Source organism: Variovorax sp. J2L1-78, from assembly GCF_030317205.1.
GTDB classification, from domain to species: Bacteria; Pseudomonadota; Gammaproteobacteria; order Burkholderiales; family Burkholderiaceae_C; genus Variovorax; species Variovorax arabinosiphilus.
In genome coordinates this window covers 1,859,713-1,882,242 of the sequence record NZ_JASZYB010000001.1, presented here as the reverse complement: position 1 = coordinate 1,882,242, position 22,530 = coordinate 1,859,713, and the positions used below count along the sequence as shown (strand labels likewise).

Below are 22,530 nucleotides of genomic sequence, written 5' to 3'. Positions count from 1 at the left end.
GTCGAGCGTCGAATGCAACGGCGCCGGTCGGAACGGTGAATTCTGCCGTCCGTCCTTCAAGCTGGTGCCGCATCGGGCGCGATGACCTGGAGCCACGGCCAACGCGCCTGGTAGCTCGCGGCCTTGGCGCGGAACAGGTCGGGCAGCGCATGACGCGGGTTGATCCGCAGAATGCCGTCGGCCAGGTCCTGCAGGCTGTCGGGCACGTACAGCGCCCCATCGGCGACGTCGATGCCGACGCAGGTGCAGGCCACGAGGTAGCGGTCGATCCCGTCGCGCGCCGAGCGCAGTGCCGGGTAGGCCGCACCGAAACGCGCCGCATACCATCGGTGCACCCGCGCCTGGTTCCTGACCTCGACCGTCACGCCCAGGTCGGCGGTCGCTGCCTGCACGCGCCGGATCGCGGCGTCTTCCGCCTCCCACGACAGGTCGCTGTCGTCGAAGTAGAAGACGTCGTAGTCCTTGACGCCGGCGTCCGCCGCACGGCCCGTGCGCAGGTTCCACACGGCCTGGAACAGGCAGCCGGCCGTCAGGTGGCACTGGGGGAGGGCGAGCGCGCGCAGCCGCGCCAGCAACGCGACGTTGACGGGGTTGCGCCGGGCCATGGCCAGGAAGTCGTCGGAATCGAAAGACATGGCGGCAGAGTGTGCCTCGCGCGAGCGCGCGCCGCCGCCCCTGCCCTCACGGTGCTTACCCCACCCGCCGCCTTGTCGACAGCAACGCCCGCAACTTGGCCGGTGCGACCGGCTTGGTCAGCAGCGTCACGCCGCCGTGGCGGATGCGGCGCAGCACCTCGGGGCCGGTGGCGCCCGAGACCAGCACCGAGAGCGCGTCCGGCTGCAGCTGGCGCGCGGCGTCGATGACGGCCATGCCGTCGTCCTCGTCGGCGAGCTGCAGGTCGCACAGCACGGCGTCGTAGGCCACGCCGGGCATGTCGAGGCAGGCGATGGCGGCGGCCACCGAGTCGGCCGTGTCGACATGGCAGCCCCACTGCGTGAGCAGCGCGCGGCTGCCGTCGAGGATGGCCGGGTCGTCGTCGACCACCAGGCAGCGCAGGCCCGCCATGGGGGCCGGCGCCGCCGGTTCGGGCGCGGGCGGCGCGACATGGGCGAGCGGGACTTCGGGCAAGAGCAGCGCGAAGGTGCTGCCGGCCTGCAGCCCCGAGCGCAGCGTGATGCGCGTGCCCAGCAGGGCCGCGATGCGCGCGCAGATCGCCAGGCCGAGGCCGAAGCCCTGGCGGCGGTCGCGTTCGGTGTTGGCCACCTGGTAGAACTCTTCGAAGATCCGCGCCTGGTGGATGGGCGCGATACCCACGCCGTTGTCGCGCACCTCGATGCGCACGCCGCCGGCCCGTCGGCGCGCCGTCACCAGCACGGTGCCGCCGGGCGGTGCATGGCGGATCGCATTGCTCACGAGGTTGCTGACGATGCGCTGCAGCAGTGCCGCGTCGCTGCGCACGGCCAGGCCGCGGTCGTCCCAGATCAGCCGCACCTGTGCTTCGGTCGCTGCGGCGGCGTGCTGCGCGGCGACCGGGTCGAACAGCGCTGCGAGCGACAGTGCGGAGATGGCCGGCGTGAGCACCTGCGCATCGAGGCGCGAGATCTCCAGCAGGTCGTCGAGCAGCACACCCATGAAGGCGGTGCCTTCCTGCAGCCGCAGCACGGCGGGGCGCTGCGCCTCGCTCGCGCTCGGGAGCAGGCCGTCGATGAAGAGGCCCATCGCATGCAGCGGCTGGCGCAGGTCGTGGCTGGCGGCGGCAAGGAAGCGGGCGCGCGACAGGGCGGCCTGCTCGGCTTCGGCCATGCGCTGCAGCGCGACGGCCGTGGCTTCGCGCACGCGTTCTTCGCTGACCTGCTGGTTGTGCTGCAGCCGCTCGGCCAGCCGGTTGATGTCGCCGGCCAGCGCAGCGAGTTCGTGCTGGCCCGCAGCGGACGTCACAGGGATCGGCTCGCCCACCACGTCGCAACGCGCCTCGAAGTGCCCGGCTTCCAGCGCAGCCACGGTGCGCGAGATGCGGCGCAGCGGCTGGGCCACGGCGCGGGCCATGTGCCGCACGGCCGCCCAGGCCGCCAGCAACGCGATCAGCGCGATGCCGATGCCGGCCATCAGCGATCGGGTGCGTTCCCGTGCATGCGCGGTCGAGTCGCGGAAGGCCTGCACCAGGCCGATGGGCGTGGCGCCGGCGGTGGAGCCGGCCGGCGCGAAGGCACTGGCCCGCGAGGCCTCGCGCAGCGTGACCGGCGCGGTGAACACCCGCAGCGCGGTGCCGGCGGTCGCGGCCGGTGGACCGGCCGTGACATACACGCCGGCGCTGTTGCTGATCTCGATGCGCGCCACCTGGCTGCCGCGCAGTGCGGCGTTGGCCACGTTTTGCAGGGCGGGCAGGTCGCCGGCGTAGAGGCTCAGGTCGGACATCGCCGCCACCTGCTGCGCCACGGCCTGGCCTTCCGCGTCGAAGGCGGCGTCGAGCGTTGCCAGGCGTCCATGCGTGAACCACGCCGTCAGCGCCACGGCCAGCACGGCGCACGGGCCGATGCCCAGGCGCAGCAGGTCGCGCCGAAGGCTGCCGCGCACCTGCAGCGGGCGCACGGTGTCGGGCAGCGAGGCGCGTTCGGACGGACTGTCGACCATCGCGTGCAAGGGCACTCGCACCGGTGGCAGGAGGCGGCTGCTGGTGCGCATCATCGCGGTGCCGTCACCCGTTCGGTCAGTTCGCGTTCGTCGGGCAGGCGCAGGCCCAGCCCGCGCGCCACCGTGATGTTGACCCGCACGGTCGCCGGCGTCGCCGCCTCCACCAGCACGACGCCCCCGGCGCCGCGCTGGAGCTTCTGCACGATGGCGCGCGCCTGCGTGGCCAACTGGGTCGGCGTCGACACCGCTGCCGCGAGCCCGCCGGAGCGCACCAGCCCGTCGCTCGCGCCGAACACCGGCAGCGTGGCGCCGGCGCCGGCGTGCAGCACGGCGAGCGTTGCGGCCTGGCTGTCGCCGATGCGGTCGGGCAGCACCATCAGCGCGTCGCTGCGGGCCACCACCAGGCGCAGCGCGGCCGCCAGCGCTGTCGGGTCGGGGGCGTACTGCACCTTCAGGTCCCAGCCTGCGGCGGCGCGTTCGAGCTCGCGCACCAGCGGCGCGGATTCGACCGTGGCGACCACACCGAGGCGCCGCTTCTGCGGCAGCACCGCGTCGATCAGCGCCAGCTGGTCGGCCATTGCCGGGTCGCGCAGCAGCACGCCGACGCGGCGGTCGGCCCGCAGCAGGCCGGGGTCGCCGCGCAGGCTTTCGTAGTCGAGCTGGGTCAGCATCGCCAGCAGCAGCGGCTCGACGCCCGGCCGGGCGATGGCCGCGCGTGCCGCCGCCATGCCGACGGCGATGGTGACGGGTGCATCGTCGATCGTGGCGCGCATCTGGCGCGCGAACTCGGCGTGCGGCGCCGAGTCGTCGGCCAGCAGCACCGTGAGGCCGACCGCCGTCGCGTGGTGGGCGAACAGCACGGCACACATTGGCCCCAGGCACCACAGGGCCACGCGCAGCGCGCGAAGGCAGGGGAGAAGAAGGGTCACGAAGGGGACTGCATGCGCAGCGAAGAAGGGACTGCCCAATGTACGGAGCCGTCTCTTGCGGCGCGATAAGGCAGAGGGCTTATGTCCGCCCCCGGCACCGGTCCGTACTGTGATGCTGTTCACAGACGGTCGGCCGATCGGCCTAGCGCGAACGGCATAGCCGGTGGTGGGTGGCCGGCACGGGCCCAGCCCCTAGAGGTTCTGCCGCGCCCGGGCCAGCTGTGCGTGCATCGCCTGGCGCAGCACCCGGGGCGAGACCGGCTTGTAAAGCACGGCCACGCCCGAGGCCGCCACTTCGCGCAGGCGGTCGGGCTTGGTCTCGCCGGTCACCAGCAGGCGCGCGGTGGTGGCCCCGATGCCGCGCGGATGGCGCTGCAACGCAGCCAGCACGTCCAGCCCGTTGTCGCCACCTTGCAGCAGCAGGTCGCTCACCACCACGTCCGGCGGCTGGGTCCAGGTGTCGGCCAGCGCCAGCGCCTCGGCCCGGCTCTGCGCCGCCATCACCTCGGCTCCCCAGCTCGACAGCGCGACCTGCAGGCCCTCGAGGATGGTGCGCTCGTCGTCGATGACCAGCACGCGCACGCCCTCCAGGCACGGCCCGGCCTCGTCGACGAGGCCGGGCGTCGCGATCACCGGTGGCGTGAGGACCGGTGCGATGCGGCGCACCAGCACGCGTACGCAGGTGCCGCGACCCGGCCGCGAACTGAGCTCGACGCAGGTGTTGAGCAAGCCCGCGAGCCGCTGCACCGTGGCCAGGCCCAGGCCCATGCCGCGGCCGCCGCGCTCGCCAGACCGGTTGTGCGCATCGATCTGGAAGAACTCCTCGAACACCCGCGACTGGTGCTGCGCCGCGATGCCCACGCCGGTGTCGGCCACGTCGATGCGCACGCCGTTGCCGCGCAGGCGCGCGCCGATCAGCACGCCGCCTTCGTGGGTGTGGCGCAGCGAATTCGACACCAGGTTGTTGAGGATGCGCGAGAGCATCACGTAGTCGCAGCGCACCCACACGTCGGTCTTGCGCACCACCAGCCGCAGGTTCTGCGCCTCGGCCACCGCGCGGAAGTTGCGGCTGATCTCGTCGAACAGCCGGTCGAGCGGAAAGTCCGACCACTGCGGCTGCAGCACGCCGGCGTCGAGCTGCGACAGATCGAGCAGTTCGGAGAAGAGCCGGTCGAGCGATTCCACGCATTCGCGGATGTGGCCGATGCGCTGCAGCCGCACCGGATCGGTTTCGCCGTTGGCCAGGCCGTCGGAAAACAGCGTGAGCGCGTGCAGCGGCTGGCGCAGGTCGTGGCTGGCCGCAGCCAGGAGGCGCGTCTTGGCCTGGCTCGCCACCTCGAGTTGCTGGTTCTTGTGCGCGAGCTCGGCGATGGCATCCGCAATGCGGCTTTCCAGCAGGCGCCGGCTCTCGGCCAGCGCGCCGGCCGCCTGGTTGAAGCCGCTCTGCAGGCGCCGTACCTCGGCCGTGCCCTCGACCGCCACGCTCGCTTCCTCGCCCGCGCCCAGGCGGTCGACCGCTTCGCCCAGCGCGCCGATGGGCGCGCTGATGCGCCTGGCGGCCCACCAGCCGGACAGGCCCACACCGAACAGCGCCGCCGCCAGCACCAGGATCACGTTGATGCCGACCGAACGCCGGGCACGCTCCACCGCGTCCAGGCTGATCTCGACCATCACCTGCCCGGCACGGCGGCCGTCCTCGGCCGGGACCGGCACCACCACCTGCAGCCCCTCGGCGCGGGCGCGGTCGGTGGTCTCGGAATTGGCGACGATCTCGCCGTCGTCGGACCAGATCTGCACCTGCTGCACGTGGGGCTGGTAAGTGCCCGACTGGGCGATGCGCAGCAGCGCCCGGCGGTCCATGTGCACCAGGGGCCCCTGGGCCACGGTGGCCACCTGCAGCGCCACCGTCTGGGCATTGGCGCGCATCAGTTCGGTCACGTTGTCCAGGTGCTGGCGCGTGAGCACGGCGATCGCGGCCAGCGTCGCGACGGTGGCCGGCAGCACCGCCAGCAGGATCAGCTGCTGCGCCAGCGACAGGTGCGCCAGGCAATGCAGGACGCGCCAATGCCAGGGCGGCGGGTGCGCGCTGTCCGGGGCGGTTTCCGTGTTCAATGGATGAACGGCGGCCATGACGCAGTGAAAAAGGTCACAAAACTGGCGCAGAGTTGGTTTCTAATTGTGTTCCTGACACTCTGCATTGACCAGTCCGCCGTTTGGCGGACCCCGTCTTCCCGTCCGATGTCTGCAGATTCCCTCCGCTTCACGACCTCTGGGGGCCGCCGCGACGGTTCGCAAGCGGTGTGGCGCGCGCTCGCTACCGTACTGCTGGCGGTGGCGTGTCAGGCCGGCGCCTGGGCGCAGGGTGGCAGTGCGGCACCGGTGCCGCTGCGCTTCGGGATCCTGCCGCTGGGCGGCGCCTTCGAATCGCGCAACGACTGGGACCCGGTGCTGGCCGATCTCAGCCGCGCCGTCGGGCGGCCGATCCGGGTGCTGTCGGTCACCTCGTACGAGGCGCTGGAGCAGGCGATCCAGCGCAACGAGGTCGACATGGCCTTCCTGTCGGGGCGCATGGCGCTCGATGCCGTCACCCAGCGCGGCATGCGTGTGGTGGCGCAGGTCACGCGGCACGATGGCTTGCCGGGCTACCGTGCGCTGCTGCTCACGCGCAAGACCGGCCCCTTCACCACGCTCAAGGGACTGCTGGCCGAGCCTGAGCGCTGGCGCCTGGCGCGGGGCGAGAGCCGCTCGGTCTCGGGTTTCATCGTGCCGCAGCTTCAGCTCTTCCTGCCCAACCACATCGCGATGGAAACCCGCTTCCTGAGCGAGGTGGTGGGTACGCACCAATTCACCGCCCTGGCCGTGGCCAACGGCGAGGCCGACGTCGCCACCAACAACTCGGCCGATTTCGAACGCTTCCGGTTGCAGTTCCCGGCGGAGGCCGCGCGCCTGCAGGTGATCTGGGAGTCGGACATCATTCCGCATGCGCAGATCGTGGTGCGGCGCGACGACCCACCCGAGTTCCGGCGCAAGGTGCAGGCCTTCCTGGTCGACTACGCGCGCAGCGCCGGGCCGCGCGGCGACACCGAACGTGGCTACCTCAAGGCCCTTCACGACCTCGCCGGCTTCGTCGCCGCCGACAACAGCTCGCTGCTGCCCGCGGCGACGCTGGCCTACCAGCTGGCCAAGCAGAACGCGAACACCGCGCAGTGGGTCAACGAGGCGGCCAAGCAGGCGCGCCTGCAGCGCATCGAGAGCAGCTATGCCGAGCAGCGGGAAGCCTTGCGTGCCGAGCGCTAGCCGCCCGGCCTCGCGTCACACCATGCCGACCCGGCGCATCGCGCTGTGCCGATGCGCGTGCGCGTTGTCGCTGGCGTGGGCCGGCGCCGCGTGGGCGCAAGGCGGTGCGCGGCCGGTGGCGTCGTCGCCGACCCCGCTGCGCTTTGGCATCCTGCCCTTCGGGGGCGCGGTCGAGTCGCGCGACCGGTGGGCGCCGCTGCTGGCCGACATGGGCCGCGCCATCGGACGGCCGGTCACGGGGTTCTCGGTCACATCGTACGAATCGCTCGGCCAGGCGCTCCAGCGCGACGAGGTCGACATCGCCATGCTCACCGCCAAGATGGCGCTCGACGCGGTCACGCAGGGGCGCATGCGCGTGCTGGCGGAGGTGCGGCGGCATGGGGGCGATGCGGACCATCGCGCGGTCCTGCTGGTGCGCAAGGATGGCGCACTCACCAACCTGGCCGACCTGCTGGGGAACCCCGGCCGCTGGCGACTGGCCCGCGGGGACAGCCGTTCGGTCTCCGGCTTCATCCTGCCGCAGGTGGAGCTGTTCCTGCCGAACCGGATCGCCATCGAGACGGCGTTCCGCAGCGAGCTGGTCGACACGCATCAGGCCACGGCGCTGGCCGTGGCCAATGGCGATGCCGACGTGGCGACCAACAACACCACCGACCTGGAACGCTTTCGCGAGCAGTTCCCGGTCGAGGCCGCACGGTTGCAGGTGATCTGGACATCGGCCCCCACGCCGCAAGCGCAGATCGTCCTGCGACGAGACGCCCCCCCCGAACTCCATCGGCGGCTCCAGGCCTTTCTCGCCGGCTATGGCCGCGCCAGCGGGCCGCGTGGCGATGCCGAGCGCGTCGTGCTCAAGTCGCTGCACGCCTCGCTCGGCTACGAAGCCGAGGACGACACCGCGCTGCTGCCCGCCGCCGAGCTGGAATACCAGCTGGCCTGGCAACGCGCCATGAATGCTTCCTGGGTGAGCGACGCCGCGAAGCAGGCAAGGCTGCAGCTCATCGAGCAGACCTATGCGCGGCAGGTCGCGCTGCTCAAAGGCGAAGGCGGGGCGGTGGCTGCGGGGAAGTGATGCGCCGAGCGGCCCCGGTCGCGATGCATTCAGGCGGTCACGGATGAACGGCCGGCTGCGCATAGTGCGCACACAGTGCATCGACCAGCGCAGCCGCATAGATGGGCAGGCTCGCGCGATCGCGCATCAGCAGGTAGCGCTCGCGCACGCTCCAGGCGTCGCTCAGCTCGATCAGCGCCAGCTGCATGCTCTGCTGGTTGCGGCGCACGGCCGACTCGGGCACCACGCCGATGCCGACGCCGCTGCCGATCATCCGGCACATGGCGTCGAAGCTCGCGAGCTGGATGCGCAGCTTCTGGCGGCGGCCGAGATGTTCGGTGATCTGCGCCAGGAAGGCCTGCAGCGTGCTGCCTGGCTGCATGCCGACCGCGTCTTCGTCCAGCGTCTCGGCGAAGGCGATGCGCCGACGCCGCGCGAAGCGGTGCTTGCGTGAGGTGGCGAGCACCAGCCGGTCGGTGCTGAAGTGGATCGCCTCCAGGCCCAGCGTGTCCACATCGCCGGCGACGATGCCGATGTCGGCCCGTCCCTCCAGCACGCCGCGCGGGATCTGAGCATTCGGTTTTTCCTGAAGGTCGACGTTGATGCGCGGGTGGGCGGCAAGAAAGGCGGGCAGCAGCTCGGGCAGAAAGTCGGTCACCGCCGTGGTGTTGGCGAACACCCGCAGATGGCCGCGCAACCCGCCGCCGTAGGCCAGCAGTTCGTCGCGCAGGCGATCGGTCTGGTTGAGCATCAGCCGCGCGTGGTGCAGGAAGGCCTCGCCCTGCGGCAGCAGCCTGACGCCGCGCGCCTCTCGCGTGAGCAGCGGCAGGCCGCACTGCGCTTCCAGCGCCTTGATGCGCGCGCTCGCCGCGGCCAGCGACAGGTGCTGCCGTTCGGCCGCCCGCGTGAGGTTGCCCAGCTCGGCCGTGGCGACGTACAGCCGCAGGTCGTTCATGTCGAAGTGCATGCGGCATCGTAGTCGAGCCTTCGGAATCTCCGAAGACTCGGTTCCGAATTCGCAGATTGCGCCGCGCCATCGCAGCGGCCACCATGCAAAGCATTCAGGAGACAAACACATGCAACTTCGCGCCCTCGCGCTGGGTCTGGCCGTCAGCGCCAGCCTGCTGCAAGCCGCCCCGGCCACGGCCCAGGCCGCCTACCCGTCGCGCCCCGTCACGCTGGTCGTGCCGCAGGCCGCCGGCGGCACCAACGACATCGTCGGCCGGCTGGTTGGACAGAAGCTGGGCGAGGTGATGAACGCCAGCGTGGTCGTCGACAACCGGCCCGGTGCGGGCGGCAACATCGGCACGCAACTGGTGGCCAAGGCGCCGAAGGACGGCTACACGCTGCTCATGACGATCAGCAGCAGCCAGGCCATCAACCCGGCGCTCTACAAGAACCCCGGCTTCGACCCGGTGAAGGACTTCCGGCCGGTCGGCCTGATCGGTGCGGTGCCCAACGTGCTGCTGGTCAACCCGGCGTTCCCGGCGAAGACGCTCAACGAGTTCCTCGCACTGGCCAAGCGCAAGGACGCCAACTACCAGTACGCCTCGGCCGGCAACGGCACGCTCAACCACCTGCTGGGCGAGATGCTCAACAACATGGCCGGCATCCAGCTGCAGCACGTGCCCTACAAGGGCGTGGCGCCGGCCATCAACGACGTGCTCGGCGGCCAGCTGCCGATCGTGTTCGCCAGCCTCCCGTCGGCGCTGCCGCACATCAGGAGCGGCAAGCTGCGCGCGCTGGCCGTCAGCGGCGAGAAGCGCTCGCCATCGCTGCCCGATGTGCCGCCCATCGCCGAGTCGGTGCCGGGCTACAACGGCACGCTCTGGATCGGCCTGTTCGCGCCCGCAGGACTGCCGGCCGATGTGCAGACCACCTTGCAGGACGGCACGCGCAAGGCGCTCGCCATGCCCGACCTGCGCGAGAAGCTCGAGCAGCAGGGCGTCGAGATCGCGGCGCCGACCACGCCCGAACAGTTCGCCGCGCTGCTGCAGACCGACCTCGCGAAGTGGGCGCGCATCGTGAAGTCGTCCGGCGCGGCGGTGGACTGATGGCCATGCTGACCCCCGACGACATCGCCGCGCTGCAGGCGTGGCAAGGCCGCAGCGAGACGCTGCACGACGACATCACCGCCGCCCCCGTGCGCGCGCTGTCGGCCACGCTCGACCGCGACGATGCGGCGCCTGCCGCCGGCACGCGGCTGCCCGAGCTCTGGCACTGGCTCTATTTCCTGCCGCACCACCGCCAGTCGGAGATCGGTGCGGACGGCCATGCGAAGCGCGGCGGCTTCCTGCCGCCGGTGCCGCTGCCGCGCCGCATGTGGGCCGGCGGGCGCCTCGCGTGGGAGCCGGCCAATCCGTTGCGGGTGGGCGAGGCGGCGACGCGCACCTCGACGATCGTCTCGGTGACGCACAAGGTCGGCCGCACCGGCGAGCTGGTCTTCGTGCTGGTGCGCCACGAGGTGTGCAACGCGCGCGGCCTGGCGCTGACGGAGGAGCACGACATCGTCTACCGGGCCGCTGCTGCACCCGACGAGGTGCCGCCGTCGCCCACGTCCGCACCGGGCGATGCCGCTTTCAGCCGTGAGATCGTGCCCGACGACGTGCTGCTGTTCCGCTACTCCGCGCTCACCTTCAACGGCCACCGCATCCACTACGACCGGCGCTACGTGACCGAGGTCGAGGGCTATCCGGGCCTGATCGTGCACGGCCCGCTGATCGCCACGCTGCTGGTCGACCTGCTGCGCCGCCAGCGGCCCGGCGCGACGCTCTCGCGCTTCGAATTCCGCGCGCTGCGGCCCACCTTCGACATCGCCCGCTTCAGCCTGCACGGCCGGCCCGACGCCGACGGCAAGGCCTTCCGCCTGTGGGGCGAGGACGCCGACGGCTGGCTCACGATGCAGGCGAGCGCCACCCTCCACGATTGACCGCATGAAAACCCAGATCCCGACACCCGACACCCACCAGCCCATGCGCGAGGCCTTGCGCGACCTGTGCGGCCGCTTCGACGCCGCCTACTGGCAGAAGGTCGACCACGAGCGCGGCTACCCCGAGGCCTTCGTCGACGCGCTCACCCAGGCCGGCTGGCTGGCCGCGCTGATCCCCGCGGACTACGGCGGCTCCGGCCTCGGCCTGACCGAGGCTTCGGTGATCATGGAAGAGATCAACTTCTCCGGCGGCAACGCGGGCTCGTGCCACGGCCAGATGTACAACATGGGCACGCTGCTGCGTCACGGCAGCGAGGCGCAGAAGCGCCAGTACCTGCCGAAGATCGCAACCGGCGAGCTGCGCCTGCAGTCGATGGCCGTGACCGAGCCGACCACCGGCACCGACACCACGCAGCTCAAGACCACCGCGGTGCGCCAGTGCGACCGCTACGTCGTCAACGGCCAGAAGGTGTGGATCTCGCGCATCCAGCATTCCGACCTGATGATCCTGCTGGCGCGCACCACGCCGCTGGCCGAGGTCAAGAAGAAGTCCGAGGGCATGTCGATCTTCATCGTCGACCTCGCGCAGGCCATCGGCCGTGGGATGACGGTTCGCCCTATCCAGAACATGGTGAACCACGAGACCAACGAGGTGTTCTTCGACAACCTCGAGATCCCGGCGGAGAACCTGATCGGCGAAGAGGGCAAGGGCTTCAAGTACATCCTCGACGGGCTCAACGCCGAGCGCACCTTGATCGCGGCCGAGTGCATCGGCGACGCCTACTGGTTCGTCGACCGCGCGCGGCGATACGCGAGCGACCGCCAGGTGTTCGGCCGGCCCATCGGCCAGAACCAGGGCGTGCAGTTCCCCATCGCGGCCGACTACATCGAGACCGAAGCGGCCAACCTCATGCGCTGGAAGGCCTGCGCGCTGTTCGACGCCGGCCAGCCCTGCGGTGCCGAGGCCAACATGGCCAAGTACCTCGCGGCCAAGGCGAGCTGGGAGGCCGCCAACACCTGCCTGCAGACGCATGGCGGCTTCGGCTTCGCCTGCGAATACGACGTCGAGCGCAAGTTCCGCGAGACGCGGCTCTACCAGGTGGCGCCGATCTCGACCAACCTGATCCATTCCTACGTGGCCGAGCATTTGCTGGGCCTCCCCCGATCGTTCTGAGGCTGCCATGACCCGACCGCTCGACGGCATCACCGTCATCTCCCTCGAACACGCCATCGCGGCGCCGTTCTGCACCCGCCAGCTCGCCGACCTGGGCGCGCGCGTCATCAAGGTCGAGCGCCCCGGTGTCGGCGACTTCGCGCGTGCGTACGACCAACGCGTCGATGGCGAGGCCTCTCACTTCGTCTGGGTCAACCGGTCGAAGGAAAGCCTCACGCTCGACCTCAAGCAGCCGGCCGCGCTGGCCGTGCTGCAGGAGCTGATCGCCGGCGCCGACGTGCTGGTGCAGAACCTCGCGCCGGGCGCCGCGGCGCGCATGGGCCTGGGCTACGACGTGCTGCAGGCCCGGCACCCGTCGCTCATCGTCTGCGACATCTCGGGCTATGGCGGCGACGGCCCGTACCGCGACAAGAAGGCCTACGACCTGCTGATCCAGAGCGAGGCCGGCTTCCTCTCGGTCACCGGCACGCCCGACGAGCCCTGCAAGTCGGGCAACTCGATCGCCGACATCGCCGCGGGCATGTACGCGTACACCGGTGTGCTCGCCGCGCTGCTGCAGCGGGGCAAGACCGGCCAGGGCTCGCACGTCGACGTGTCGATGCTCGAATCGCTCGCCGAGTGGATGGGCTTCCCGATGTACTACGCCTACCAGGGCGCGACGCCGCCGCCGCGCAGCGCCGCATCGCACGCGACCATCTACCCCTACGGCCCCTTCGCTGCTGGTGATGGCGGCACCGTGATGCTGGGTCTGCAGAACGAACGCGAGTGGCGCGTCTTCTGCGAGAAGGTCTTGCTGCGGCCGGCGCTCGCGAGCGACCCGCGCTTCAACGCCAACGCAAAGCGCAACGAACACCGTGACGCGCTCAAGGCCATCATCCTCGACACCTTCTCTGTCATGAGCAGTGCGCAGGTGCTGGAGCGGCTCGACGCCGCGCAGATCGCCAACGCGCGCATGAACGACATGGCCGGGCTGTGGGCGCACCCGCAGTTGCAGGCACGCGAGCGCTGGCGCGAGGTGGGCTCGCCGGCCGGCGCCATTCCGGCGCTGTTGCCGCCCGGCCGGCAAAGCGCCTTCGACTACCGCATGGACCCGATCCCGGCGGTGGGTGAGCACACCGAGGCGATCCTGCAGTCGCTGGGGCGCAGCGCGGCCGACATCGCGGCACTGCGCGCGACGGAGGCGATCTGATGACGACCGCATCGCTGGCCCGCTTCGCTGCCGAACTTCGCTTCGAGGACATCCCGACGCCGGTGGTGCGCCGCGCCGAAGACCTGCTGGTCGACTGGTTCGGCTCGGCCATCGCCGGCCACGGCACGCGCCCGGTCGAGACCATCGCCGCCTTCGCGCGTGCCATGGGCCCGGCCGAAGGTGCGAGCGAGGTGCTGGTCGGCCGCGGCACCAGCAGCCCGTACTTCGCGGCGATGGTCAATGCCGCCGCCTCGCACGTGGCCGAACAGGACGACGTCCACAACGGCTCCGTCTTCCACCCGGCCACGGTGGTGTTCCCGGTGGCGCTCGCCTGGGCGCAGGCGCTGGGCGCGAGCGGCCAGCAACTGCTGACCGCCGCGGTGGCCGGCTACGAGGTGGGCATTCGCGTCGGGGAATTCCTCGGGCGATCGCACTACAAGGTCTTCCACACCACGGGCACCGCCGGCACGCTGGCCGCGGCGGCCACCGCCGGCCATCTGCTGGGGCTCGACGCGGTGCGCATGCAGCACGCCTTCGGCTCGGCCGGCACGCAGGCGGCGGGCCTGTGGGAGTTCCTGCGCACCGCCGCCGATTCGAAACAGCTGCACACCGCACATGCCGCCGCTGCGGGCCTGATGGCCGCGAGCCTGGCGCGCGATGGTTTCACCGGCGCCGCGCAGATTCTCGAAGGGTCGCAGGGCATGGCAGCCGGCATGTCCAGCGACGCCGATGCGCGGAAGTTGACCGACGGCCTGGGCACCCGCTGGGCGCTCGCCGAAACCTCCTTCAAGTACCACGCCTCGTGCCGCCACACGCATCCCGCGGCCGACGCGCTGCTGGCGGTGATGCAGGCGCACGACCTGCGCGCCGACGACATCGCCGAGGTGCAGACGCAGGTACACCAGGGCGCGATCGATGTGCTGGGGCCGGTGGTCGACCCGGCCACGGTGCATCAGTCGAAGTTCTCGATGGGCACGGTGCTGGCGCTGGTCGCGCGCTTCGGCCAGGCGGGGCTGGCCGAGTTCGACGCGCACTTCCGCGACGACGCGACCCGCGCCTTCCACGACCGCGTGCGCATGGCGCTCGATGCCGAGGTCGATGCCGCCTACCCCCGCCGCTGGATCGGCAAGGTGACGGTGCGCACGCGCGACGGCCGCGTGCTCGAAGGCCGCGTGGACGAGCCGAAGGGCGACCCGGGCAACACGCTCAGCCGCGACGAGATCACGGCGAAGGCGCTGCGCCTCGCAGCGTTCAGCGGTGGCGCCAGCGAGGCCGAGATGCGCGATGCCATCGGCGCGCTGTGGCGCGTGGCTGACGCGGCGAAGGTCGGGCGGTTGCTGGGCGCCCAGGCATGAGCGACGCGACCTCGCCGCTGGCGCTGGCCCGCACCTTCCTGTTCGTGCCGGGGGACCGGCCTGAGCGCTACACGCGCGCACTGGCGAGCGGCGCGGGCGCCGTGATCGTCGATCTCGAAGACGCGGTGGCGCCGGACCGCAAGGACGCGGCCCGCACGCAGATCGCCGAGGGCTTCGCCGCGTTGCCGGGCGACGCGCACGGTCGCCTGCTGGTGCGCATGAACGCCGCCGACACGCCGTGGCATGCAGACGATCGCGCGCTGGTCGCACGACTCGCGACGCAGCGCTTGCTCGCCGGCGTCGTGTTGCCCAAGGCGGAGCGCGCCACCGACCTCGTGGCGCTGGCGCAGGCTATCGGGCCGGCCACCGCGCTGCTGCCGCTGATCGAATCGGTCGCCGGCCTCGATGCCGTCGATGCCCTGGCCGCATCGCCGCAGGTGTTGCGCCTGGTGTTCGGCCATCTCGATTTCCAGGCCGACGCCGGCATGGCCTGCGGGCCGGACGAGGCCGAACTCGTGCCGGTGCGGCTCGCACTGGTGCTGGCTTCGCGCCGGGCCGGGCTGGCACCGCCGGTCGACGGCATCACGCCCGACTGGCGCGATGCGGCGCGTCTCACGGCCGAGGCTTCGCGCGCACGCCGCGGCGGCTTCGGCGCCAAGCTGTGCATCCATCCGGAGCAGGTCGCCGGCGTGGCCGCTGCCTTCACGCCCGGCGCCGACGAACTGGCCTGGGCGCGCCGCGTGCGCGATGCGGTGCGCGTGGCGGGCGGCGGTGTCGTCAACGTCGACGGCCGCATGGTCGACGGGCCGGTCGTCAAGCTCGCCGAGCGCCTGCTGGCGCAGGAGGTTCGCACCGGCTGAACAACAACGCACCGATCACCTGCGCTTTATTTCCCTCATCAGAACCATCCGGAGACAACATGACATCGAAGATCAAGACATGGCTGGGCATCGCATTCGGCGCGGCCCTGCTGCCACTGCACGCACCCGTCCTGGCGCAGGCCGCCTTCCCCGATAAGCCGGTGACGCTCGTCGTGCCGTACTCGGCCGGCGGGCCGACCGACGTGGTGGCGCGCATGCTCGCCATCCCCATGGGAAAGTCGCTGGGCCAGACCGTGGTCGTGGAGAACACCGTGGGCGCAGGTGGCACCATCGCGCCGGCACGCGTGGCGCGCGCGGCGCCCAACGGCTACACCATCCTCATCCACCACATGGGCATGGCGACTGCGCCGGCCCTCTACAAGAAGCTGTCCTTCGACCCGCTGAAGGACTTCGAGTACATCGGCCAGGTGCTCGACGTGCCGATGACGCTGCTGTCGCGCAAGGACTTCCCGGCCAACAACTTCCAGGAACTGCTGACGTACGTGAAGGCCAACAAGGACAAGGTGTCGCTGGCCAACGCCGGCATCGGCGCGGTGTCGCAGCTGTGCGGGCTGCTGTTCGCGAACCAGATCGGCGTCGACCTCACGACCGTGCCGTACAAGGGCGCTGGCCCGGCGCTCAACGACCTGATGGGCGGGCAGGTCGATCTGTTGTGCGACCAGACCACGCAGACCGCGCCCGTCATCAAGGACGGCACGCGGGTCAAGGTGTTCGGCGTGACCACGCCCAAGCGGCTGGCGTCGATGCCGAACATTCCGACGCTCGACGAGCAGGGGCTGAAGGGCTTCGACGTGAAGGTGTGGCACGGCGTCTATGCGCCCAAGGGCACGCCGCCCGATGTCACGGCCAAGCTCAACGTCGCGCTGCGCGCCGCGCTGCAGGACGACGCGGTGAAGGCGCGCATCGCCGAACTCAGCTCGGAGATCGTGTCGATGGACAAGGTCACGCCGGAATCGCTGCGCACGCTGCTGACCTCGGAGACCGCCAAGTGGGGCAAGGTCATCAAGGCCTCGGGCGTGCAGGCGGAATGAGCGGCTGCTAGATTCGACCGCATGACCCTCGCCCACGCCATCCGCCTCGCCGAGTTCGGCGGCCCCGACGTCATGCGTCTCGAAACGATCGAACAGCCCGCGCCTGCGGCTGGTGAGGTGCAGCTGCGCCAGACCGCGGTCGGCTTCAACTACCTGGACATTTCGCAGCGCAGCGGCAAGGTGCCGCTGCCTGCACCCACCGGCCTGGGCCACGAGGCCGCGGGCGTGGTGGAGGCGGTGGGCGAGGGCGTGACTGACTTGGCCATCGGCGACCATGTCGTCTACATGAACGCCGGCATCGGCGCCTATGCCGACCGGCGCAACGTGCCGGCGGTGAAGTTGGTGAAGATACCGGACGGCATCTCCGACGAAGCCGCGGCCGCGGTGTTCTTCAAGGCGATGACGGCGCAGTACCTGGTGAAGAAGACGCACGCGGTGCAGCCCGGCGACATCGTGGTGGTGCATGCGGCGGCTGGCGGCGTCGGCCAGATCCTCAGCGGCTGGGCTAAGGCGCTGGGCGCGACGGTGATCGGAACGGCCGGCTCGGCCGCCAAATGTGACGTCGCGCGTGCGGCCGGGTGCGACGTGGCGGTCGACTATTCGCAGCCGGACTGGGTGGCGCAGGTGATCGATGCGACGGGCGGGCGCAAGGCGCGGGTGGTCTACGACTCGGTGGCCAAGCACACCTTCCTGGGTTCGCTCGACTGCACCGCGCCCTTCGGGCTGGTCGTGCTGTTCGGCGCGGCGTCGGGGCCTGCCCCGGAGATCCAGCCGGAACTGCTGAACAAGAAGGGCTGCCTGTTCCTGACGCGGCCTTCGGTCTTCCCGCACAACACGGACCCGGCGACCTTCCGCGCCAACGCGGCGGACGTGTTCGACGCGATCAAGAGCGGGGCGGTGCGCGCGACCATCGGGGCACGCTTTCCGCTCGCCAAGGTGGCGGACGCGCACCGTGCCGCCGAAGGGCGCGCCACCACGGGCGCCATCGTGCTGCTGCCTTAGGCCTGGGCCTGACCGAACTCGACCACCACCGGCTGGTGGTCCGACGCCTGTGTCTGCAGGTCGACCTCGATGCGGCGCACCTGCGGCGCCAGGCCATCGCTCACGAAGACGAAGTCGCACGCCACCGGCTCGGGGCCATAGGTGCGGTCGAACAGGCGGAAGGTGGGCGCGTGCGGCGTCTCGCCATGGCAGGCGCGCCAGGCGTCGTGCAGGTGTCTGGCGCGGTCGGTGACGAAGGGTTGCTGGATCGCGCCGTACTCGGGTTCGGTCGGCCCGAGGTTGAAGTCGCCGCACAGGATCGCGTGCGGCGTATGAACCTTGGTCTGGAAGGGCGAGCGGCTGTCGTCGTCGAGCGGCGGCGCGGTCGCATGCCCGCAGGCCTCGATGTGCAGTTCGCGCAGCGCGCGGGCCTGCGCCATGCGCTGCGTCTTGGAGTAGTACTCGAGGTGTGTGGTCATCACCCGCACCGCACCGAGCGCCGGACTCTGCACCGTCACCACCGTGCACATGCGCGGCATGCTGCGCACCCCGCCGTCGGCCGGCCAGGGCAGCGCGTGATGCTGCACCTGCATCACCGGCAGCCGCGTGGCGATCAGGTTGCCGAAGCGCATGCGGCGGCCAGCGGCGTCGAACTCGTCGACCGCGGCGCCGAAGAACAGCTGGTAGCCGGGCAGCAGCGCCTGCAGCTCGGCCGGCTGGTCGCCTGGGGCGCCGGGCATGTCGGCGTAGCCCTGCGCGATCTCCTGCAGGCACAGCACGTCGAAGTCGGCCATCGCACGCGCGCCGTCGACGATGCGCTGCACGCTCACGGTGCCGTCGAGGCCGCGGCACCACTGGGTGTTCCAGGTGACGAGTTTCATTTGATGCCTGCGCGCATGAAGCTTTGGACGAACTGCCGCTGGAACAGCAGGAAGGCGATCAGCAGCGGCGCCGAGGTCATCAGCGTGGCGGCCGTGATGATCGACCAGTCGATGCCCTGGTCGACCGAGGAGAACACCTGCAGCCCGACGGTGAGCGGCCGCGCGTGCACGCTGTTGGTCACGATCAGCGGCCACAGGAAGTTGTTCCAGTGGTAGCTCACCGACACCAGCCCAAAGGCGACGTAGATCGGCCGGGCCAGCGGCACGTAGACGCGCCACAGCGTCTGCAGGGCGCTCGCGCCTTCCATGCGCGCGGCCTCGTCGAGCTCCTTCGGGATGCCGAGGAAGGTCTGGCGCAGCAGGAAGATGGCGAGCGCCGACGCGAAGTAGGGCAGGCCGATGGCGAACAGGCTGTCGATGAGTCCCAGCGACGCCATGGTGCGGTAGTTCTCGACCAGCAGCAGGTCGGGCATCACCGTGAGCTGCACCAGCACCAGCGAAAAGGCGAGGTCGCGGCCGCGGAATTCGTAGCGCGCGAAGGCGTAGGCGGCCAGCGTGCTGAGCACCAGTTGCGCGGCCAGGATCATCACGACCAGCAGCGTGGTGTTGAGGAAGTAGCGGGCGAACGGCGCCGCTTCCCATGCGCGGGCGAAGTTGGCCAGCGTGAGCGGCGCGTTCCAGGTGAAGCGTGCCGCGTACTCGGGTGCGTGGAAGGCGGTCCACACCGTGTAGATCAGCGGCAGTACCCACAGCAGCGCGAGCAGCCAGGCGGCCAGCGTGTCGAGCAGCGTCGGCGCGTTGTAGGCCAGGCGTTGCGACGGCGCGCGGGTCATCGGTAGTGCACCCGGCGGTCGAGCACGAAGAACTGCAGCAGCGTGGCGCCGACCAGCACGACGATGATGACCATGGTGAGCGCCGACGCGTAGCCGGTGTCCCAGAAATTGAAGCCGACCTCGTACAGGTGGTAGAGCAGCAGGGTCGACGCGTTGTCGGGCCCGCCGCGCGTCAGCACGAAGAGGTGGTCGACCATGCGGAAGGCGTTGATCACGCAGTTGATCAGCACGAACAGGGTGGTCGGCATCAGCAGCGGCCATTGCACGCGCCGGAAGAAGTACCAGCGCGATGCACCCTCGATGGCCGCCGCTTCGCGCAGGCTCGGGTTGAGCGACTGCAGCGCGGCCAGGTAGAAGATCATGAAGAAGCCGGCTTCCTTCCACACCGCCACCAGCGTGACGGCGCCGAGCGCGGTGCTCGGGCTGCCCAGCCAGTTGTGCGAGCCGAAGCCCAGCGCGCTGCTCACCTGCTCCAGCAGGCCGTACTGCGGCGTGTAGAAGAAGAGCCAGATGTTGGCGACCGCGATCATCGGCAGCACGGTCGGCGTGAAGTAGGCCATGCGCAGGAAGGTGCGGCCGGCGATGCGTTCGTTGACCCACAGCGCCATGGCGAGCGCCAGGCCGATCGACAGCGGAATGGTGGCGCCAGCGAACCACAGGTTGTTCGCGAGTGCCTTCCAGAAGACCGGGTCGTCGACCATGACCTGGTAGTTCTCCAGGCCCACCCACACCGCCGGCCGCCCACCCTTGGGCGTCGACTGGAAGCTGTGCCACAGCGTGCCGATGACCGGCCAGTGCGTGAAGGCCATCAGCACGAGCAGGGCGGGCATGAGCAGCAGCCACGCCTGCCCGGCGGGGTGGCTGGGGCGATGGGCTGAAGGACTGCCGCGCATGCTCGGACCGCCCTGCTTACTTGTAGGCCCTGAGGATGCGGTCGGCTTCCTTCTGCGCATCCTGCATCGCCTGCGCCGGCGTCTTGGTGCCGGTGAGCGCGGCCTGCAGGCCGTCGTTCAGCGCCTTGGTCACGCGCTGGTTGTCGTGCGTGGAGAACTCCGCCACCGACACCGGCAGCTGGTCACGCGCCACCAGGGCGGCCGGGAAGTCCTGGCCGTACTTCTTGAGCGCCGGCGTCTCGTAGGCGGCCTGCGAGACGGCGACATAACCGGTCTCCATGCTCCATTGCGCGGCGCGTTCGGGTTGCGTCACCCACTTGGCAAACTTGAAGGCGGCTTCCTGCTGGGCCGGCGTCGACTTCTTGAAGATGTAGAAGTTGCCGCCCCCGGTCGGCGAGCCCTTGCGCTTGTTGCCGGGGATCATGCCGACGCCGAAGTCGAACTTCGCGTTGGCCTTGATGTTGGTCAGGTTGCCGGTGGTCGTGTAGATGATGGCGGCCTTCTTCTCGAAGAAGTCCTTCGGCGTGGTGCCCCACTCGACGACGCCCGGCGGGTGGATGCCGGCCTTGCCCAGGTCGACCCAGAACTGCAGCGCCTCGATGACCTTCGGGTCGTCGAACTTCACCTGCGTGCCGGCGTCGTTCGCGAGGATCGCGTCGTTGGGCGTGGTCAGCGTCTGGAACAGCCAGTAGGGGAAGCCGCTCGACGGGATCTGAATACCGTATTGCGTGGTCTTGCCGCTCGCGTCCTTCTTCGTCAGCTTGGTGGCAGCGTCCTTCAGCTCGGCCCAGGTCGTCGGCGCCTTGTTCGGGTCGAGGCCGGCTTCCTTGAAGAGCTCCTTGTTCCAGTACATGACCACGGTCGAGCGCTGGAACGGGATGCCCCAGGTCTTGCCACCGGTCTGGCTGTTGGCCATGAAGGCCTTGTAGAAGCTGGCCATCCACGCCTTGTCCTCGGGCGTCTTGGCGAAGTTGTCGAAGGGCGCGATGGCGTCTTCGTCGATCAGCGTGAACATGTCGGTCGACAGCAGCACCGAGGTGACCGGCGGCGTGCCCGACTTGTGCGCGGTGAGCGCCTTCACGATGGTCTCCTGGTAGGTACCGGCGTAGATCGGCGTGACCTTGATGCCCGGGTTCTCCTTCATGAAGCCCTCGGCGAAACCGTCGATGGTCTTGGCGATCGGGCCGCCGACCGCGACCGGGTAATAGAACTGCAGGTCGACGGGGGCCTGGGCCTGCGCGAAGCCACTGAATCCGGCAATGCCGGTGAGCAGGGCGGTGGCGGCCAGCGTCTGGACGAAGGTGTTGCGTCGCATGGTGGAACTCTCTCCTCGGATGAAAAACGTTGTGTGTGTCGGTGCTCGGGCTCAGGGGATGCGCCGGCCGTCGGCGCCGAAGCCGTGGGCCTCGTCGGCCGCCCAGCGCAGGTGCACGCGTTCGCCCGGCGTGGCCACGTGGCCGCCGGCGGCGCGCACCAGCAGCACCTCGCGGCCGACGGCGCAGCGCAGCACCAGGTCGGCGCCCAGGTACTCGACGCTCCGCACCACGGCGGGGATGCCGTCGGCGGCGAGCGTGATCGCCTCGGGGCGCACGCCCAACTGCGCCGCCTGCACGCCCGACGCGACATCGCTGCCCGCGATGCGGCCATCGGCCTCGAGCGCGACCAGGTTCATGGGCGGCGTGCCGATGAAGCGCGCCGCGAAGGTGGTGGCCGGGCGCGCGTACAGCTCGCGCGGGGTGCCGGCCTGCTCGACCCGGCCCTGGTTCAGCAGCACGACCTGGTCGGCCATGCTCATCGCCTCGGTCTGGTCGTGGGTGACGTAGACGACCGTGAGGCCCAGTTTCTGCTGCAGCTCGCGCAGTTCGCGCCGCATGTCCTGGCGCAGCTGGGCGTCGAGGTTGGACAGCGGCTCGTCCATCAGGCAGACCTTGGCCTGCGCGACCAGCGCGCGGCCGAGCGCGACGCGCTGCTGCTGGCCGCCGGAGAGCTGGCCGGGTTTGCGGTCGAGGAGATTTGTGAGCCCGAGCAGCGCCGCGGCATTGCGCAGCCGTTCGGCGCTTTCGGCAGCCGGCACCTTGCGCACCGACAGGCCGAAGCCGATGTTGTCGGCCACGCTCAGGTGCGGGAAGAGGGCGTAGTTCTGGAACACCATCGCGATGCCGCGCTGCGCCGGCGGGAGGTCTGTCACGTCCCTGTCATCGATCAGCACCTGGCCCTGCGTGGCCGTTTCCAGGCCCGCGACGATGCGCAAGGTGGTGGATTTTCCGCAGCCCGAGGGCCCGAGAAGCACGCAGAAGGAACCGGAGGCGATCTGGAGGCTGACGGCGTGCAGGGCAGTGCTGTCGCCCCATGATTTGGCGACTCCGTTCAGGGCAATCGAAGACATGCCGCAGTGTAGGAACGAGATGTGACAGTTGTGTTGCTCTTGCGGGTCAGTGTTTTCCTGGGCCGGAGGCCGTGAGAAACTTCGCTACAGTG

The 22,530-nt window shown here is 70.4% G+C and carries 20 protein-coding genes; 10 read left to right on the top strand and 10 right to left on the bottom strand.

Annotated features, from left to right (window positions below; translation table 11 throughout):
* Positions 1-56: 56 nt before the first annotated feature.
* The 4 genes from QTH86_RS08915 to QTH86_RS08900 all read right to left on the bottom strand — a co-directional run bounded on the left by QTH86_RS08915 (position 57) and on the right by QTH86_RS08900 (position 5,672).
* The gene (locus tag QTH86_RS08915) at positions 57-635 is read right to left on the bottom strand and encodes a nucleotidyltransferase family protein (RefSeq protein ID WP_286645033.1); all 579 of its coding nucleotides are present in this window, start codon (positions 633-635) and stop codon (positions 57-59) included.
* 55 nt (positions 636-690) lie between these two features.
* Positions 691-2,685, bottom strand: coding sequence for an ATP-binding response regulator (locus QTH86_RS08910; protein WP_286645034.1), 1,995 nt, complete (start codon positions 2,683-2,685; stop codon positions 691-693).
* On the bottom strand, positions 2,682-3,560 hold the full coding sequence (locus tag QTH86_RS08905; RefSeq protein ID WP_286645035.1) for an ABC transporter substrate binding protein: 879 nt from the start codon (positions 3,558-3,560) through the stop codon (positions 2,682-2,684). Before QTH86_RS08905 ends, QTH86_RS08910 begins: the two co-directional genes overlap by 4 nt.
* Positions 3,561-3,752: 192 nt before the next feature.
* On the bottom strand, positions 3,753-5,672 hold the full coding sequence (locus tag QTH86_RS08900; RefSeq protein ID WP_286645036.1) for an ATP-binding response regulator: 1,920 nt from the start codon (positions 5,670-5,672) through the stop codon (positions 3,753-3,755).
* A 126-nt stretch (positions 5,673-5,798) separates the two neighbouring features.
* Here QTH86_RS08900 and phnD point away from each other — a divergent pair, with 126 nt between their 5' ends.
* Both phnD and QTH86_RS08890 read left to right on the top strand, forming a co-directional pair.
* Positions 5,799-6,857, top strand: coding sequence for a phosphate/phosphite/phosphonate ABC transporter substrate-binding protein (gene phnD / locus QTH86_RS08895; protein ID WP_286645037.1), 1,059 nt, complete (start codon positions 5,799-5,801; stop codon positions 6,855-6,857).
* 22 nt (positions 6,858-6,879) lie between these two features.
* Positions 6,880-7,926 carry a phosphate/phosphite/phosphonate ABC transporter substrate-binding protein gene (locus tag QTH86_RS08890; protein WP_286645038.1) on the top strand — a complete coding sequence of 349 codons (1,047 nt, stop codon included), beginning with the start codon at positions 6,880-6,882 and terminating at the stop codon, positions 7,924-7,926.
* A 37-nt stretch (positions 7,927-7,963) separates the two neighbouring features.
* On the opposite strand, the gene QTH86_RS08885 is transcribed toward QTH86_RS08890, so the two are convergent.
* Positions 7,964-8,872, bottom strand: a complete 909-nt coding sequence (locus QTH86_RS08885) for a LysR substrate-binding domain-containing protein (protein WP_286645039.1) — start codon at positions 8,870-8,872, stop codon at positions 7,964-7,966.
* Between the two features lie 109 nt (positions 8,873-8,981).
* Between QTH86_RS08885 and QTH86_RS08880 the strand changes: the two genes are divergently transcribed.
* From QTH86_RS08880 to QTH86_RS08845, 8 genes are read left to right on the top strand one after another with little or no spacing between them, the layout of a single operon-like run.
* Positions 8,982-9,959: a tripartite tricarboxylate transporter substrate binding protein gene (locus QTH86_RS08880; protein ID WP_286645040.1), complete on the top strand. Its 978-nt coding sequence runs from the start codon at positions 8,982-8,984 to the stop codon at positions 9,957-9,959.
* A 5-nt stretch (positions 9,960-9,964) separates the two neighbouring features.
* The gene (locus QTH86_RS08875) at positions 9,965-10,834 is read left to right on the top strand and encodes an HTD2 family dehydratase (protein WP_444813654.1); all 870 of its coding nucleotides are present in this window, start codon (positions 9,965-9,967) and stop codon (positions 10,832-10,834) included.
* Between the two features lie 4 nt (positions 10,835-10,838).
* Entirely contained in the window at positions 10,839-12,008 is a 1,170-nt protein-coding gene (locus QTH86_RS08870; RefSeq protein ID WP_286645042.1) for an acyl-CoA dehydrogenase family protein, read from the top strand.
* 7 nt (positions 12,009-12,015) lie between these two features.
* Positions 12,016-13,197 carry a CaiB/BaiF CoA transferase family protein gene (locus tag QTH86_RS08865; RefSeq protein ID WP_286645043.1) on the top strand — a complete coding sequence of 394 codons (1,182 nt, stop codon included), beginning with the start codon at positions 12,016-12,018 and terminating at the stop codon, positions 13,195-13,197.
* Positions 13,197-14,552: an MmgE/PrpD family protein gene (locus QTH86_RS08860; RefSeq protein ID WP_286645044.1), complete on the top strand. Its 1,356-nt coding sequence runs from the start codon at positions 13,197-13,199 to the stop codon at positions 14,550-14,552. The genes QTH86_RS08865 and QTH86_RS08860 overlap by 1 nt, the downstream gene beginning before the upstream one ends.
* The gene (locus QTH86_RS08855) at positions 14,549-15,412 is read left to right on the top strand and encodes an HpcH/HpaI aldolase/citrate lyase family protein (protein WP_286645045.1); all 864 of its coding nucleotides are present in this window, start codon (positions 14,549-14,551) and stop codon (positions 15,410-15,412) included. The genes QTH86_RS08860 and QTH86_RS08855 overlap by 4 nt, the downstream gene beginning before the upstream one ends.
* 59 nt (positions 15,413-15,471) lie before the next feature.
* Positions 15,472-16,464, top strand: coding sequence for a tripartite tricarboxylate transporter substrate-binding protein (locus QTH86_RS08850; protein WP_286645046.1), 993 nt, complete (start codon positions 15,472-15,474; stop codon positions 16,462-16,464).
* A 21-nt stretch (positions 16,465-16,485) separates the two neighbouring features.
* A complete protein-coding gene (locus QTH86_RS08845) occupies positions 16,486-17,466 on the top strand; it encodes a quinone oxidoreductase family protein (RefSeq protein WP_286645047.1) in 981 nt (326 codons plus the stop codon).
* Here the strand turns inward: QTH86_RS08845 and QTH86_RS08840 are convergent.
* Genes QTH86_RS08840 through QTH86_RS08820 form a run of 5 tightly spaced genes read right to left on the bottom strand, consistent with a single transcriptional unit; the run spans position 17,463 to position 22,438 of the window.
* The gene (locus QTH86_RS08840) at positions 17,463-18,326 is read right to left on the bottom strand and encodes an endonuclease/exonuclease/phosphatase family protein (RefSeq protein WP_286645048.1); all 864 of its coding nucleotides are present in this window, start codon (positions 18,324-18,326) and stop codon (positions 17,463-17,465) included. The two genes, QTH86_RS08845 and QTH86_RS08840, sit on opposite strands and share 4 nt — an antisense overlap.
* A complete protein-coding gene (locus QTH86_RS08835; protein WP_286645049.1) occupies positions 18,323-19,159 on the bottom strand; it encodes a carbohydrate ABC transporter permease in 837 nt (278 codons plus the stop codon). Before QTH86_RS08835 ends, QTH86_RS08840 begins: the two co-directional genes overlap by 4 nt.
* Positions 19,156-20,052, bottom strand: coding sequence for a carbohydrate ABC transporter permease (locus QTH86_RS08830; RefSeq protein WP_286645050.1), 897 nt, complete (start codon positions 20,050-20,052; stop codon positions 19,156-19,158). Before QTH86_RS08830 ends, QTH86_RS08835 begins: the two co-directional genes overlap by 4 nt.
* Positions 20,053-20,068: 16 nt before the next feature.
* The gene (locus QTH86_RS08825) at positions 20,069-21,367 is read right to left on the bottom strand and encodes an ABC transporter substrate-binding protein (RefSeq protein WP_286645051.1); all 1,299 of its coding nucleotides are present in this window, start codon (positions 21,365-21,367) and stop codon (positions 20,069-20,071) included.
* A gap of 51 nt (positions 21,368-21,418) precedes the next feature.
* Positions 21,419-22,438: an ABC transporter ATP-binding protein gene (locus tag QTH86_RS08820; RefSeq protein WP_286645052.1), complete on the bottom strand. Its 1,020-nt coding sequence runs from the start codon at positions 22,436-22,438 to the stop codon at positions 21,419-21,421.
* Between the last annotated feature and the right edge of the window lie 92 nt (positions 22,439-22,530).

Bases quoted from the DNA above. Each gene is read 5' to 3' on its own strand.
- QTH86_RS08915 (WP_286645033.1), bottom strand. From the start codon at position 635: ATGTCTTTCGATTCCGACGACTTCCTGGCCATGGCCCGGCGCAACCCC.
- QTH86_RS08910 (WP_286645034.1), bottom strand. From the start codon at position 2,685: ATGATGCGCACCAGCAGCCGCCTCCTGCCACCGGTGCGAGTGCCCTTG.
- phnD (WP_286645037.1), top strand. From the start codon at position 5,799: ATGTCTGCAGATTCCCTCCGCTTCACGACCTCTGGGGGCCGCCGCGAC.
- QTH86_RS08890 (WP_286645038.1), top strand. From the start codon at position 6,880: ATGCCGACCCGGCGCATCGCGCTGTGCCGATGCGCGTGCGCGTTGTCG.
- QTH86_RS08885 (WP_286645039.1), bottom strand. From the start codon at position 8,872: ATGCACTTCGACATGAACGACCTGCGGCTGTACGTCGCCACGGCCGAG.
- QTH86_RS08880 (WP_286645040.1), top strand. From the start codon at position 8,982: ATGCAACTTCGCGCCCTCGCGCTGGGTCTGGCCGTCAGCGCCAGCCTG.
- QTH86_RS08875 (WP_444813654.1), top strand. From the start codon at position 9,965: ATGCTGACCCCCGACGACATCGCCGCGCTGCAGGCGTGGCAAGGCCGC.
- QTH86_RS08870 (WP_286645042.1), top strand. From the start codon at position 10,839: ATGAAAACCCAGATCCCGACACCCGACACCCACCAGCCCATGCGCGAG.
- QTH86_RS08865 (WP_286645043.1), top strand. From the start codon at position 12,016: ATGACCCGACCGCTCGACGGCATCACCGTCATCTCCCTCGAACACGCC.
- QTH86_RS08860 (WP_286645044.1), top strand. From the start codon at position 13,197: ATGACGACCGCATCGCTGGCCCGCTTCGCTGCCGAACTTCGCTTCGAG.
- QTH86_RS08855 (WP_286645045.1), top strand. From the start codon at position 14,549: ATGAGCGACGCGACCTCGCCGCTGGCGCTGGCCCGCACCTTCCTGTTC.
- QTH86_RS08850 (WP_286645046.1), top strand. From the start codon at position 15,472: ATGACATCGAAGATCAAGACATGGCTGGGCATCGCATTCGGCGCGGCC.
- QTH86_RS08845 (WP_286645047.1), top strand. From the start codon at position 16,486: ATGACCCTCGCCCACGCCATCCGCCTCGCCGAGTTCGGCGGCCCCGAC.
- QTH86_RS08840 (WP_286645048.1), bottom strand. From the start codon at position 18,326: ATGAAACTCGTCACCTGGAACACCCAGTGGTGCCGCGGCCTCGACGGC.
- QTH86_RS08835 (WP_286645049.1), bottom strand. From the start codon at position 19,159: ATGACCCGCGCGCCGTCGCAACGCCTGGCCTACAACGCGCCGACGCTG.
- QTH86_RS08830 (WP_286645050.1), bottom strand. From the start codon at position 20,052: ATGCGCGGCAGTCCTTCAGCCCATCGCCCCAGCCACCCCGCCGGGCAG.
- QTH86_RS08825 (WP_286645051.1), bottom strand. From the start codon at position 21,367: ATGCGACGCAACACCTTCGTCCAGACGCTGGCCGCCACCGCCCTGCTC.
- QTH86_RS08820 (WP_286645052.1), bottom strand. From the start codon at position 22,438: ATGTCTTCGATTGCCCTGAACGGAGTCGCCAAATCATGGGGCGACAGC.